12 protein-coding genes are annotated in these 13,490 nt (G+C 70.6%); 10 read left to right on the top strand and 2 right to left on the bottom strand.

The genetic code is table 11. From position 1 onward, the window contains the following. Positions 1-2 precede the first annotated feature (2 nt). On the bottom strand, positions 3-401 hold the full coding sequence (locus ACN4JJ_RS16515; protein WP_440710988.1) for a hypothetical protein: 399 nt from the start codon (positions 399-401) through the stop codon (positions 3-5). Positions 402-491: 90 nt separating this feature from the next. Between ACN4JJ_RS16515 and ACN4JJ_RS16510 the strand changes: the two genes are divergently transcribed. From ACN4JJ_RS16510 to ACN4JJ_RS16500, 3 genes are all read left to right on the top strand, one after another. Beyond that, positions 492-827, top strand: coding sequence for a DUF6804 family protein (locus tag ACN4JJ_RS16510; protein WP_440710987.1), 336 nt, complete (start codon positions 492-494; stop codon positions 825-827). 178 nt (positions 828-1,005) lie between these two features. Further along, complete coding sequence (locus ACN4JJ_RS16505) at positions 1,006-3,126, top strand: DEAD/DEAH box helicase (protein ID WP_440710986.1); 2,121 nt, start codon at positions 1,006-1,008, stop codon at positions 3,124-3,126. A gap of 84 nt (positions 3,127-3,210) precedes the next feature. Further along, complete coding sequence (locus ACN4JJ_RS16500) at positions 3,211-3,417, top strand: hypothetical protein (RefSeq protein ID WP_440710985.1); 207 nt, start codon at positions 3,211-3,213, stop codon at positions 3,415-3,417. Between the two features lie 49 nt (positions 3,418-3,466). Here the strand turns inward: ACN4JJ_RS16500 and ACN4JJ_RS16495 are convergent, their stop codons facing one another. Then, a complete protein-coding gene (locus ACN4JJ_RS16495; RefSeq protein WP_440710984.1) occupies positions 3,467-5,647 on the bottom strand; it encodes a S9 family peptidase in 2,181 nt (726 codons plus the stop codon). 156 nt (positions 5,648-5,803) lie between these two features. Between ACN4JJ_RS16495 and ACN4JJ_RS16490 the strand changes: the two genes are divergently transcribed. The 7 genes from ACN4JJ_RS16490 (at position 5,804) to ACN4JJ_RS16460 (ending at position 13,449) form a co-directional block, all read left to right on the top strand. Further along, positions 5,804-6,991, top strand: coding sequence for an inorganic phosphate transporter (locus ACN4JJ_RS16490; protein ID WP_440710983.1), 1,188 nt, complete (start codon positions 5,804-5,806; stop codon positions 6,989-6,991). Continuing rightward, positions 6,988-7,224 carry a hypothetical protein gene (locus tag ACN4JJ_RS16485; RefSeq protein ID WP_440710982.1) on the top strand — a complete coding sequence of 79 codons (237 nt, stop codon included), beginning with the start codon at positions 6,988-6,990 and terminating at the stop codon, positions 7,222-7,224. Before ACN4JJ_RS16490 ends, ACN4JJ_RS16485 begins: the two co-directional genes overlap by 4 nt. A gap of 41 nt (positions 7,225-7,265) precedes the next feature. Next, positions 7,266-8,675, top strand: coding sequence for an aldehyde dehydrogenase family protein (locus ACN4JJ_RS16480; protein WP_440710981.1), 1,410 nt, complete (start codon positions 7,266-7,268; stop codon positions 8,673-8,675). 80 nt (positions 8,676-8,755) lie between these two features. Beyond that, positions 8,756-10,249, top strand: coding sequence for an aspartate ammonia-lyase (locus ACN4JJ_RS16475; protein WP_440710980.1), 1,494 nt, complete (start codon positions 8,756-8,758; stop codon positions 10,247-10,249). Next, positions 10,246-11,685, top strand: coding sequence for an FAD-binding oxidoreductase (locus ACN4JJ_RS16470; RefSeq protein WP_440710979.1), 1,440 nt, complete (start codon positions 10,246-10,248; stop codon positions 11,683-11,685). The genes ACN4JJ_RS16475 and ACN4JJ_RS16470 overlap by 4 nt, the downstream gene beginning before the upstream one ends. 59 nt (positions 11,686-11,744) lie before the next feature. Beyond that, complete coding sequence (locus ACN4JJ_RS16465; RefSeq protein WP_440710978.1) at positions 11,745-13,043, top strand: PrsW family intramembrane metalloprotease; 1,299 nt, start codon at positions 11,745-11,747, stop codon at positions 13,041-13,043. 31 nt (positions 13,044-13,074) lie between these two features. Continuing rightward, positions 13,075-13,449, top strand: coding sequence for an FKBP-type peptidyl-prolyl cis-trans isomerase (locus ACN4JJ_RS16460; protein ID WP_440710977.1), 375 nt, complete (start codon positions 13,075-13,077; stop codon positions 13,447-13,449). The last annotated feature ends 41 nt before the right edge of the window (positions 13,450-13,490 follow it).

Raw genomic sequence — 13,490 nt, 5'->3', positions numbered from 1 at the left:
GCTCAGCGCAGACGCGCTTTGAGGGCGGCCACGGGGTCGGCGGCGGTCAGCAGCCCCGGCCCGAAGCGCAGCATCGTGATGGTGTGGGCCACCGGGCCCTGACCGGCCGAGAGGCGGGTCGCCACGGTCGCGCGCTCCCAGATGAGGATCGACTCCTGCGCGAGCTGCACGGTGAGGCCGAGCGGCTGCGTGTTGCCCGAGCGCACGTCGGGCAGCGAGTAGCCGCCGAGACCGGCGAGCGTGGAGTAGACCTCGGAGACATCCTTCTGCGGCAGCGGAACCGCGCCCTGACCGGCGAACACGGTGACGAACAGGCGGGCCGCCAGCTCGTCGGGATCGGCGGTCCAGAGGCCTTCGGGGCCGGCGAACAGGGGAGTCGGAGCAGCCGAGGAGAATGTCATGGATTCACCCTACCGAGCAGCGCCCGGGAAAGGCCAGACACGAGCTCCGGGCGGCCGGGACGCGGGCCCGGGCACTAGAATCGTCCCGACATGAGCACGCGACAGACCACCCCGGCGTTCACCCGGCCGGCCCTGGCCCCCGGCCTCCTCGGCGCGATCGCTCTGATGGCGTTCATCGCCGTGGTCGACACCGACTGGTTCACCATCGCGCGCTATGTGGTGAGCATCCTCGCCCTCATCATGTGCGTGTTCGCCGGCCAGGCGAAGCAGTGGTGGTGGATCGCCCCGCTCGCGGCGATCGCCGTGCTGTGGAACCCGGTGCTGCCGATCGACCTCCCGCTGGTGGCCTGGCAGGCCGCGCACGTGGTCGGCGCGGTCGTGTTCGTGGCCAGTGGCCTCCTGATCAAGGTGCATCGCGTAGACTGAGCAGGCAACGGGGTATCCCGCTCTTCGTGCCGACCGCGACTCACCTCGCGTTGCTCGGCCCAGGCTCCCGTTCGAACTGTTCGCAGTCGTGAGGTTGCACCGATCCGGTGCCGCCGATCCGGCTGGCCGCGTGACCTCCGGCGAAGACGAGGCCCCGCCACTACTCCCCAGGAGAACGATGTCAAGGTCCGGCAACCGCCGTACACGCACCGCCGACAACACCGGCCTCATCCCCATCCTCGCCCGCAAGGTGCGCGAGGTCGAAGCGGCGGCGCAACGCGGCAAGGTCGCTCCGGCCAACCGCACCAAGTTCCTCGTGGTGGCGCTGCTGATGCGCGAGGAGAGGGCGTCGCTGAAGACGGACGCCGGTCTCGCCGACGCCGAGCGCGCCGAGCAGCTGAAACGGCTCGACGGCATCGCCTCGATCCTGGCCCGCACGGCCGCCCGCGACACCTCGCTGATCGCGCTGCTGGAGACCGACGCGGCGGGCCTCTCGCCGGCCGCCAAGAAGCTGCGCCGCGAGTACCTCGAAGACGCCGGCTACGACGTGCCCGACGAGGAGCCCGAGGTGCTGGTCCCGTCCAACGCCACCGTGGTGCCGCCCGAGCTCGCCGAGCGCCAGGTCGTGCCCACCTCGGTGAAGTCGCGGCAGCTGGCGAACCCGTTCATGGCCCCCGACCTCACGCCGGCGAAGCCGCACGGCGTCGGCCGCCTCAGCAACTGGGAGCTGCTCGGCCCGCTGTACCGCGCCTTCGAGTACGGCGCCGGCGGCCGTGCCGCCAGCATGGAGTTGCCCGAGGCGCCCACGATCGACCGGCTCTCGCCCTCCGGCCGCGAGCTGATGGTGCACCAGTCCCGCTTCCTGCAGAGCGTGCAGGCCGGGCACCGCACCTTCCTGCTGGCCGACGAGCCCGGTCTCGGGAAGACCGCGCAGTCGCTGCTGGCCGCATCCGTCGCCGATGCCTATCCGCTGCTGGCCGTGGTGCCGAACGTCGTGAAGATGAACTGGGCCCGCGAGGTGGAGATCTGGACCCCGCACCGCCGCGCCACCGTGGTGCACGGCGACGGCGAGAACCTCGACGCCTTCGCCGACGTCGTGGTGGTGAACTACGAAGTGCTCGACCGGCACCTGTCGTGGCTCGGCACCATGGGCTTCCGCGGCATGGTGGTCGACGAGGCGCACTTCATCAAGAACATGTCGTCGCTGCGCTCGCGCAACGTGCTGGCGCTGGCCGACCGCATCCGGCACACCGCGCCCGGCGGCAACCCGCTGATGATGGCGCTCACCGGAACGCCGCTGATCAACGACGTCGACGACTTCCGTGCCATCTGGCAGTTCCTCGGCTGGATCGACGGCGCGAAGCCGACGCCGGTGCTGATGGAGCGGCTCGAAGAGGTGGGGCTCACGCCCGCCGACGCCGGCTTCTTCTCCGAAGCCCGCGAAGCCGTGATCGACATGGGCATCGTGCGCCGCCGCAAGATCGACGTGGCCGCCGACCTGCCCTCCAAGCGCATCGTCGACCTGCCCGTGGAGCTCGACGACGACCTCGGCCGCAGCATCCGCGACGCCGAACGCGAACTCGGTGCGCGCCTGGTCACGCGGTACCGCCGCCTGATCGCCGCCCGTGCCAACTCGCGCGGTGAAGACGTGGACGAGATCCCGGATGACGACCTGATGCGTCTCGTGGCGCGCCAGGAGCTCGAAGACACCAAGGCCACAGAAGACGGGCTCAACGTGTTCACGATGGTGCGGCGGATCGGTACGGCCAAGGCCGGGCTCGCCGCCGACTACGCCGCCCAGCTGGCGCGATCGGTGGGCAAGGTGGTGTTCTTCGCCAAGCACATCGACGTGATGGACGCCGCGGAGGAGCTGTTCGCGAAGCGCGAGCTGAAGACGGTGTCGATCCGCGGCGACCAGTCGGCGACACTGCGCCAGCGCTCGATCGACGACTTCAACAACGACCCGGACGTGTCGGTGGCGGTGTGCTCGCTGACGGCCGCCGGCGTGGGGCTGAACCTGCAGGCCGCGTCGAACGTGGTGCTGGCGGAGCTGTCGTGGACGGCCGCGGAGCAGACGCAGGCGATCGACCGGGTGCACCGGATCGGTCAGGAGGAGCCGGTCACGGCCTGGCGGATCATCGCCGCTCAGACCATCGACACGCGCATCTCGGAGCTGATCGATTCGAAGCAGGGGCTGGCGGCTCGGGCGCTCGACGGGTCGGATGTCGCCGTCGGGTCGTCGGATTCCGTGCAGGTCGACGCTCTCGTCTCGCTGCTCCGGTCGGCCTTGGAGTCGTAGGTTCTGCCGGGGTCAACGAGGGTGAGGGCTGGGTGTGGGGTGTGAGTCGGGGAATTCTGGTCGACAGGCGTTGAGGATGGGTTCATGGACGCTATCTGGATCAGCTTGATCGTGGTCGCCGTGATCATCGTGGCGCTGGGGGTTGCCATCGGGCTCCGCCGGCGTCGGAGCGGCGACTATACCGACCACCTGGACGCGCGGGACCGCGCGCAGAAGCCCGAGGACGCGCAGACCGTCGCTGCGGCGCGCTACTCCGACCGCACCGGCTCGGGAGCCGGCGGCAGCTTCTGACCTGACGTGTGGGCGGTGTCCACACGGTGACGTGTGGTGTGGGCATCGCTCACGAGGCCGGCCGCACTCCCGCCAGGGCGAGCACGTCGAGCACCCAGGCGTAGTCGTGGGCGGTCTCGTGCCAACGGGCGTAGCGGCCCGAGACACCGCCGTGGCCGGCCGACATCTCGGTCTTCAGCAGCACGGGGGCACCTACCTCGCGCAGGCGCGCCGTCCACTTGGCGGGCTCCACATAGAGCACGCGGGTGTCGTTGAGGCTCGTGATGGCGAGGATGCGCGGATAGGCCTGGGACGTCACGTTCTCGTAGGGCGTGTACGACTTCATGTAGGCGTACACCTCGGGGTCGTGCAGCGGATCGCCCCACTCGTCCCACTCGATGACCGTGAGCGGAAGATCCGGGTCGAGGATCGACGTCAGCGCATCGACGAACGGCACCTGGGCCAGGATGCCCGCGAACAACTGCGGGGCGAGGTTGGCGACCGCGCCCATCAGCAGGCCGCCCGCACTGCCGCCCTGCGCGACCAGGCGATCCGGAGCGGTCAGGCCTGTGGCGACGAGGTGCGCGGCGGCCGCCACGAAGTCGGTGAAGGTGTTCTTCTTCGTGAGCGTCTTGCCGGTCTCGTACCAGTGGCGGCCGAGCTCGCCGCCGCCGCGCACGTGGGCGATCGCGAACGCGGCGCCCCGATCGAGCAACGAGAGGCGGGCGACCGAGAACCCGGGGTCGATCGACGCTTCGTACGAGCCGTAGCCGTAGAGCACGAGGGGCGCGGGAGAGGCGGCGTCGAGCACTCCGCGCCGGGCGACCAGCGAGATCGGAACGCGCGTGCCGTCGGCCGCCGTGGCCCACTCGCGGCGCTGTTCGTAGGCCGAGGCGTCGTAGCCGCCGAGCACCGGCTGCTGCTTCAGCAGCGTCGAGGCGCCCGTCGTGACGTCGTAGTCGAAGACCGAGGAGGGGGTCACGAACGAGGTGTACCCGTAGCGCACGGTGGGCTGCTCCCACTCGGGGTTGCCGCCGGTGCCCACCGAGAACAGCGGCTCGTCGAAGGCGAGCTCGGTGAAGGCCGAGCCGTCGATCACGGCGACACCGTCGGCGTCGGCGGCGGTTCCGGATGCCAGCGGCAGCACGGCCACGCGGGTCAGCCCGTCGCGGCGGTAGTCGATCGTGAGGTGCCTCGCGAAGGCGTCCACGTCTTCCAGCCGCACCGCCGGGTCGTGGGGGAGCACGGTCTGCCAGCCCGCGGCATCCGCCGGTCGTGCCGGGTCGGCCGCGATCAGCTCGAAGTTCAGGGCGCCGTCGTTGTGCAGGATGAGCAGCCTGTCCTGCCCGCCCACCACGGCGTGTTCGACGGAGTACTCGACGCCCTCCCGGCGCGGCCACACCACCTCGAAGGTGGCCGAAGGATCGGTCGTGTCGAGCAGGTGCACCTCGCTGGTGATCTTCGACCCCAGTGCGATCTCGAGGTACTTCTTGCTGCGGGTGAGGCCCACGCCCACCCAGTAGCGCTCGTCGGGTTCGGTGAACACCACCTCGTCGGCGGCCGCATCCGTTCCCACCCGGTGCCGCCAGACCGTGTCGGGGCGCCAGGCCTCGTCGACGGTGAGGTAGTAGACGGTGGCCCCGTCGCCGGAGAAGACCGCGCCCGAGGCGGTGTTCGACACCACGTCGGCGAGGTCGGATCCGGTGGACAGATCGCGGATGCGCAGCGTGTAGCGCTCGTCGCCGACCGTGTCGACGGCGTAGAGCAGCAGCCCACCGTCGGGGCTCACGTCGAAGCTGCCGAGCGAGTAGAACTCGTGGCCCTCGGCCTCGCGGTTGTCGTCGAGCACCACCTGCTCGCCGGGCAGGCGGGACGCGTCATCCGTGCCCGCCACGATCGCGGGCGGCGTCCAGTCGTCGGCCGAACGGATCGGGGCGCGGCAGTGCACGCCGTACTGCGAACCCTCGGCGGTGCGGGTGAAGTACCAGAATCCGCCGTCGCGCACGGGCACCGAGAGGTCGGTCTCCTGGGTGCGGCCCTTGATCTCGTCGAAGACGTTCCGGCGAAGACCCTCGAGGTGCGCGGTCGCCGTCTCGGTGTAGGCGTTCTCGGCCTCGAGGTAGGCGATCACCTCGGGATCCTCCTTGTCGCGCAGCCATTCGAAGGCGTCGATCACGGTGTCGCCGTGGTGCACGCGCTCGATCGGCTTGCGGGCGGCCAGGGGCGGGTTCTCGGGCAGGAGGGCGCTCATCCCTCCAGCGTAGAGCGCCGCGCCGTCGAGTTGACCTCGGGTGACCCGGGTGCGATCATCGTCACGGCTCCTCATCGGCGCCACCCACTGCGCATGAACGGGCCGTGAACATCCGGATGCGTGCCGCACGCGAACATCAGTCTGGAGAAGGCACGGGTGGATCTCACCGTCATCGTCGTGCTCGTGATCGCACTGGCCCTGTTCTTCGACTTCACGAACGGGTTCCACGACACGGCGAACGCCATGGCCACGCCGATCGCGACCGGGGCGCTGAAGCCCAAGGTGGCCGTCGCCCTGGCCGCCGTCCTGAACCTGGTCGGGGCCTTCCTCAGCACCGAGGTGGCCAAGACCATCTCCAACGGGCTGATCAAGGAGGGCGACGGCGGGGTGCAGATCCTGCCCGAGATGATCTTCGCCGGGCTGATCGGCGCGATCATCTGGAACCTCGTCACCTGGCTGTTCGGCCTGCCCTCGAGCTCCTCGCACGCGCTGTTCGGGGGCCTGATCGGCGCGGCCATCGTGGGCGCCGGGTTCGGGGTGGTCGACTACTCGGTCCTCGTCAGCAAGGTCGTCCTGCCGGCCCTCGTGGCCCCGCTCGTGGCGGGCCTGGTCGCCTTCATCGCCACCCGGCTGGCCTACGCCATCACCCGGATGCCCGCCTCCAGCGCGCAGTCGGGCGTGCGCGGGCGGTTCCGGTACGGCCAGATCTTCTCCTCCTCCCTGGTGGCGCTCGCGCACGGCACGAACGACGCCCAGAAGACGATGGGCGTGATCACGCTCACCCTCATCTCGGCGGGACTGCTCCCCACCGGCAGCGGCCCCGAGCTCTGGATCATCGTGGCCTGCGCCCTGGCCATCGCCATCGGCACCTACTCGGGCGGCTGGCGGATCATCCGCACCCTCGGCGCCGGCCTCACCGAGGTCAAGCCCGCGCAGGGCTTCGCCGCCGAGACCAGCACGGCGGCCACCATCCTCGCCTCCAGCCACCTCGGCTTCGCGCTGTCCACCACCCAGGTCGCCTCCGGATCGGTGATCGGATCGGGCCTCGGCCGCCGCGGCGCGTCCGTGCGCTGGCGCACCGCCGGCCGGATCGGCCTCGGCTGGCTGATCACCCTGCCCGCCTCGGCGATCGTCGGAGCGCTGGCCGCGCTCGTCGCCACCCTCGGCACCACGGGGATCGTGATCGACCTGATCGCCGGCATCGCCGTGATCGTCACGATCTTCGTGCTCTCGCGCCGCAACAGGGTCGACTCGAACAACGCCATCAGCGAGGTGGATGCCGCCACCATCGCCGTGCGCAGCCCCAAGGCCACGCGCCGCAAGCGGAAGCAGGTGCAGAAGTGATCGACTGGGGCGCGTTCCTCATCGTGGCCGCCGCGTCGCTGATCTCCACAGCGGTCGTGGTGAGCCTGTACTCGTTCGGCCTGCGCTTCCAGGGCCTCACGCGCACCGACGCCTCCACCGGCGAACAGGCGCGCCCGTTCTACGCGACCGTGCTGGCCTACCTCTGCTTCGCCCTCAGCATCGGCGCCGTGCTCTTCGGCATCTACCTGATCGTGCCCTTCTTGCACGGCTGATCGCTCTTCCTCGCGCGCTCCGGCGCTTCTACGATGGGGAGATGACCCTGGAGTCGACGTCACCCGTCATCCCTGCCAGCCCCGTCGTGCTCGCGTTGCGCGCCGGCTTCGACCGCGGTGTCAGCCGGCCGCTGGCGTGGCGGCTCGCCCAGCTGAAGGCCCTGCAGCGGATGCTCGAGGAGCGTTCGGCCGATTTCGAGGACGCGCTCTTCCAAGACCTGGGCAAGAACCCGGCCGAGACGCAGCTGACCGAGATCGGCGTCGTGCTGAGCGAGATCGAGCACACGCTGCGGCACCTGCGCGGATGGCTGCGGCCCAAGCGCGTGGGCGTGCCGATCGGGCTGGCGCCGGCCACGGCATCCACGATGCTCGAGCCGCTCGGCGTCGTGCTCGTCATCGCCCCGTGGAACTACCCGCTGCAACTGCTGCTCGCCCCCGTGGCGGGCGCGCTGGCCGCCGGCAACGCCGTGCTGCTGAAGCCGAGCGAGCTGGCACCGGCCACCTCGGCCCTGATGGCCGAGCTGGTGCCGGAGTACCTCGACGAGCGCGCGGTCGCGGTGGTCGAGGGTGGCGTCGAGGTCACCACCGACCTGCTCGCCGAGCGCTTCGACCACATCTTCTACACCGGCAACGGCACCGTGGGGCGGATCGTGATGGAGGCCGCGGCCAAGCACCTCACGCCGGTCACCCTCGAACTCGGCGGCAAGTCGCCGGTGTACATCGACGACAGCGTCGACCTCGCCGCGGCGGCACGGCGGATCGCCTGGGGCAAGTTCATGAACGCCGGCCAGACCTGCGTGGCACCGGACTACCTGCTCGCCACGAAGGCCGTGGCCGACCGGCTGGCCCCGCACCTGGTCGACGCCGTCGCCGAGCTGTACGACGGCGATCCGCGTTCCAGCTCGAGTTACGGCCGCATCGTCAACGAGAAGCAGTACACCCGTCTGGTGGCGCTCCTCGAGGGAGAGGACGTGTTCACCGGTGGCCGCACCGACGACCGCACGCGCTACATCGCGCCGACGGTGCTGTGCGACGTCTCGCGGGACGCCCCGGTGATGCAGCAGGAGATCTTCGGCCCCATCCTGCCGATCGTCACCGTCGACGGCCTAGACGACGCGCTGGCGTTCATCCGTTCGGGTGAGAAGCCGCTCGCGCTCTACGCCTTCACGTCGTCGCGCGAGACGGCCCGGCGCATCCTGACCGAGACCTCCTCGGGGGCGGTCGGCTTCGGCGCGCCGGTGGCGCACCTCAGCGTTCCCGGACTGCCGTTCGGCGGCGTGGGCGGCAGCGGCATGGGCTCGTACCACGGGCGCCGCGGGCTCGAGACCTTCAGCCACGAGAAGTCGGTGCTCACCAAGCGGCTCGCGCCCGACACGCTCAAGCTGGTGTATCCGCCGTTCACCGCGAAGAAGGACGGTTTCATCCGCGGGCTGCTGCGCAAACTGAGCTGACGAGCGCCGGGCCGGATGGTCCCGTGCGGACTAGAGTCGACGGCGTCAGCCACAAGCGAACGACAGCAACGGAGCAGTACGTGACATCCTCACCGGCCTTTCCATCCGCGCCCGGGGCGACCCGCACCGAGACCGACAGCCTCGGCAGCATCGAGATCCCCGCCGACGTCTACTGGGGCATCCACACCGCCCGGGCGCAGGAGAACTTCCCGATCAGCCGCCGTCCGATCTCGGTCTATCCCGACCTCGTGAACGCCCTGGCGATCGTCAAGCAGGCCGCGGCGCGCGCGAACCGCGAGATCGGCGTGCTCGACGCCTGGAAGGCCGAGTGGATCGACGAGGCCTGCGAGCGCATCCGGGCGGGGGAGTTCCACGACCAGTTCGTGGTGGGCGTCATCCAGGGCGGCGCCGGCACGTCCACCAACATGAACGCCAACGAGGTGATCGCCAACGTCGCCCTCGTGGCCCACGGGCATCCGCAGGGTGCGTACGACGTGCTGCATCCGCTCGACGACGTGAACCGCAGCCAGTCGACCAACGACGTGTACCCCACCGCCGTGAAGCTCGCGATGTGCTTCTCGCTCGACCGGCTGATGGCCGAGCATGCGCTGCTGCGCGACTCGTTCGGCGCCAAGGGCGTGGAGTTCGGGCACGTGCTCAAGGTGGGCCGCACGCAGTTGCAGGATGCCGTGCCGATGACGCTCGGCCAGGAGTTCCACGGTTTCGCCACCACCCTCACCGAAGACCTCGAGCGGATGCGGCACACCCTGCCGCTGCTCTGGGAGATCAACCTCGGCGCCACCGCGATCGGCACCGGCATCACGGCCGACCCGAACTACGCGGCCACCGTGTGCCGGGAGCTGCGCGAGCTCACCGGCTTCGAGCACGTGACCGCGGCCGACCTCGTGGAGGCCACCAGCGACGCGGGGGTGTTCATGACGCTCTCGGGCGTGCTGAAGCGTTCGGCCATCAAGCTCTCGAAGATCTGCAACGACCTGCGCCTGCTCTCCAGCGGCCCTCAGGCGGGTTTCGGCGAGATCAACCTCCCGCCGCGCCAGGCAGGATCCAGCATCATGCCCGGAAAGGTGAACCCGGTCATCCCCGAGGTGGTCAACCAGGTGGCCTTCGCGGTGGCCGGCGCCGACGTGACCATCACGATGGCGGCCGAGGGCGGCCAGCTGCAGCTGAACGCCTTCGAGCCGGTGATCGCGCACTCGCTGCTGCAGAGCCTGGCCTGGATGACCGGCGGATGCCGCACGCTTCGCGTCAACTGCATCGACGGGATCACGGCCAACCTCGATCGCCTCGACACGATGGTGGCGACATCCGTGGGCGTCGTCACGGCCCTCACGCCGTACATCGGCTACGCGGCGGCCTCGGCGCTGGCGAAGACCGCGCTGCTGACCGGCCGCAACATCGTCGACCTGGTGGTGGAGGCCAAGCTGATGAGCCGCGAGCGCGTGCTGAAGCTCACCTCGCCCGCCCGGCTCTCGGGCATCGAGGCCATCACGCAGGCCATCCCGGTGATCGACGCGGAGCAGCTCGCCGCAGAGCCGCTGGACCCTCGTCGATGACCTCGCGGGAGTCCGACGCCGCCGTGCTCGCGGAGCTGCGGGCGGTGGCGGGGGAGCGCGTGGTCACCGAGGGGCCGGCGCTGGAGGCCGTGCGCACCGACAAGTCGGGCTGGTGGTCGCCCGAGCACGCACTCGCGTTCGTGGAGGCCGAGAGCGTCGAGGAGGTGCAGGCGGTCGTGCGGATCGCCGCCCGGCACGCGGTTCCCCTCGTGCCGCGGGGTGCCGGCACGGGTCTGGCCGGGGGAGCCACCGCCTCCGCGGGCGCGATCGTGCTCGGCGTCGCGCGGATGAACCGCATCCTCGAGATCGCGCTGGAGGACGAGCTCGCCGTGGTGGAGCCCGGCGTGATCAATCAGCACCTCAGCGATGAGCTCGCACCGCACGGGTACGTGTTCTCGCCCGATCCGGCCAGCAAGGCCATCTCGACCATCGGCGGCAACATCGCCACGAACGCGGGCGGCCTGCTCTGCGCGAAGTACGGGGTGACCCGTGAGGCCGTCCTCGGCCTCACGGTCGTGCTGCCCGACGGATCGCTGCTGGAGACCGGCCGGCGCACGGTCAAGGGCGTCACGGGCTACGACCTCACCGCGCTGCTCACGGGCTCGGAGGGCACGCTGGGCGTGATCGTGCGCGCGGTCGTGAAGATCCGGCCGATCGCGGTCGGCGAGGTGGTGACGATCGGAGCCTTCTTCGCCGACGTCACCGCGGCCGCGAGGGCCTGCGCGGCGATCACCGCCGCCCGCATCCGCCCCGCCGTGATGGAGCTGATGGACGGGGCGGCCGTGGCCGCGGCGAACCGGTACCTCGGCCGGGCGGCGGTCGCTCCCGGCGCGGCCTACGTGCTGCTGCAGACCGATGGCGCGGGTGCCCGCGCCGAGGCCGAGGCCGCCGTCGCCGTGCTGCGGGCCGGCGGGGCGTTCTCGCTCGGGCAGTCGCACGATCCCGCGGAGGGGGAGGCGCTCCTGGCGTACCGCCGCAGCTTCCACCCCGCCCTCGAGGTGCTCGGCGAGGTGCTGATCGAAGACGTCTGCGTGCCCCGCTCGGCGTTGCCGGCCATGTTCGCCGAGATCGAGCGGATCGGCTCCGCCTACGGCCTCGCCATCCCGACCGTGGCGCATGCCGGTGACGGCAACCTGCATCCGAACTTCGTGCTGCCGGCGGCGGGGGGCGCCACCGGCGGCGTCGGCGGGGCGGATGGCGTGGTGACTGCGGGAGCGGCCGAGGGCGAGGTGCCCGAGATCGTCTGGCGGGCGGCGGACGAGCTGTTCCAGGCCTGCGTGCGACTCGGCGGCACCCTCACGGGTGAGCACGGTGTCGGGGTGCTGAAGCGGCGCTGGCTCGAGGGGGAGCTCACAACCGGGGGACTGGATCTGCAGCGGCGCATCAAGGCGGTCTTCGATCCGCAGGGGATCATGAACCCCGGGAAGGTGTACTGAGCGGCGCGCGTCGCCGGTGTGCACTACGCTGATCCCGAGCGAGAAGGTGAGGATTGCTCTTGGCGAACCCTACGCAGTATTCCCCGGATGCGCAGCATCCGATCGACCCGCGCACGGTGATGTCGCCCGTCGCGCCCCCGCCCGCGGTGCCGCATCAGGTCGAGCACGCCCTGCCGCCGCTGCCGGCGGTGCCCGCCGGGGCGCCGCCGCGACGCTCCTCCACCGCCTCGCAGGTGCTCGCGATCGTCGGCATCCTGGTGCTCGGCTTCGTCTTCCTGGCGGTCGTGGGCTATCTCGTGCTGGGGCTCGGCCCGGCCGCGTTCGTGATCTGCGGCATCCTGGCCCTGGTGCCGCTGGCGGTGGTCATCACGGCCATCACGCTGATCGACCGGTGGGAGCCCGAGCCGCGGCCCGCGCTGTGGTTCGCCTTCCTGTGGGGCGCGGCGGCCTCCATCGCCATCGCCCTGATCGTCGACTTCAGCGTGCAGCTGATCGTCGAGGTGGCCAGCGACGGGCGCAACACCACCAGCGACCTGTGGGGCTCGGTCATCCAGGCGCCCGTCGTCGAGGAAGGGGCCAAGGCGGCCGGCATCCTGATCCTGCTGCTGTTCTTCCGCAAGCAGTTCGACGGTCCGGTCGACGGCCTGGTCTACGGTGCCACGGTGGCCGCGGGGTTCGCGTTCACCGAGAACATCCTCTACTTCGGGCAGTCGCTGATCGAGTCGGGCGGTGTGGGTCTCGGCTTCACCTTCGTGCTGCGCGGCATCCTGTCGCCCTTCGCGCACGTCATGTTCACGGCCTGCACGGGCATCGCGCTGGGCTTCGCCGTGCGCCGCACGAACGCGTTCGCGGGCATCGGCGTCTTCCTGCTCGGGCTCGTCCTGGCCATGGGGCTGCACGCGTTCTGGAACGGCTCCACGTTCATCGTGGAAGGGGAGGGCGGCTTCTTCCTGCTCTACTTCGCGGTGCAGGTGCCGCTGTTCGCGCTGGCCGTGGTGTTCGTGGTGCTGTTGCGGCGATCCGAGACGCGGCTCACGCGGGCGCGGCTGACGGAGTACGCCGAGGCGGGCTGGTTCAGCGAGGCCGAGGTCGAGATGCTCTCCTCGGCGTCGACCCGCAAACAGGCGCTGCGCTGGGCCAAGTCGATGCCGGGAGACGGCCGCGCGGCGATGAGGTCGTTCACCCGGCACGCCACGCGGCTCGCCTTCGTGCGGCAGCGGCTGCTCTCCGGGCGCTCGGCGATCGGCCCGCGGCACGACGAGGCGGAGCTGCTGGATGCTCTGCTCGGCGACCGCCTGGCGCTGGCGAGCGCGGCGGGAGGCCCCTCGGCCCCCGCGGGATCCGCGCCCGTCTTTTGACCTGGCCGCCCCGGTCGGCTTGGATGGGACCATGACTGAACCAATCGGCACCAAGCCCGAGATCGACTTCCCCGAGGGCCCCGCCCCCACCGAGCTGGAGATCGTCGACATCGTCGAGGGAACCGGCGCGGAGGCGACCCCGGGCGCCACCGTCGAGGTGCACTACCTCGGCGTCGAGTACGAGACCGGCGACGAGTTCGACTCCTCCTGGAACCGCGGCGAGACCATCAGCTTCCCCCTCAACGGCCTCATCGCCGGCTGGCAGGAGGGCATCCCCGGCATGAAGGCGGGCGGACGCCGCAAGCTCACCATCCCGCCGCACCTGGCCTACGGCCCCGCCGGCAGCGGCCACTTCCTGGCCGGCAAGACGTTGATTTTCGTCATCGACTTGGTCGCGGTGCCGTAGGCCCCGAGACCAAGTCGGCACGCCGCCGCCCCTGCGGCGTG

Source organism: Herbiconiux dendrobii (genome assembly GCF_052048175.1).
In the GTDB taxonomy this organism is placed as follows: Bacteria; Actinomycetota; Actinomycetes; order Actinomycetales; family Microbacteriaceae; genus Herbiconiux.
The sequence above is the reverse complement of the archived record's forward strand: the minus strand, read 5'-3'. Positions and strand labels throughout refer to the sequence as shown.

Excerpts from the sequence above, each read along its gene's own strand:
- ACN4JJ_RS16515 (WP_440710988.1), bottom strand. The coding sequence starts at position 401 with ATGACATTCTCCTCGGCTGCTCCGACTCCCCTGTTCGCCGGCCCCGAA.
- ACN4JJ_RS16510 (WP_440710987.1), top strand. The coding sequence starts at position 492 with ATGAGCACGCGACAGACCACCCCGGCGTTCACCCGGCCGGCCCTGGCC.
- ACN4JJ_RS16470 (WP_440710979.1), top strand. The coding sequence starts at position 10,246 with ATGACCTCGCGGGAGTCCGACGCCGCCGTGCTCGCGGAGCTGCGGGCG.
- ACN4JJ_RS16460 (WP_440710977.1), top strand. The coding sequence starts at position 13,075 with ATGACTGAACCAATCGGCACCAAGCCCGAGATCGACTTCCCCGAGGGC.
- ACN4JJ_RS16495 (WP_440710984.1), bottom strand. The coding sequence starts at position 5,647 with ATGAGCGCCCTCCTGCCCGAGAACCCGCCCCTGGCCGCCCGCAAGCCG.
- ACN4JJ_RS16505 (WP_440710986.1), top strand. The coding sequence starts at position 1,006 with ATGTCAAGGTCCGGCAACCGCCGTACACGCACCGCCGACAACACCGGC.
- ACN4JJ_RS16500 (WP_440710985.1), top strand. The coding sequence starts at position 3,211 with ATGGACGCTATCTGGATCAGCTTGATCGTGGTCGCCGTGATCATCGTG.
- ACN4JJ_RS16480 (WP_440710981.1), top strand. The coding sequence starts at position 7,266 with ATGACCCTGGAGTCGACGTCACCCGTCATCCCTGCCAGCCCCGTCGTG.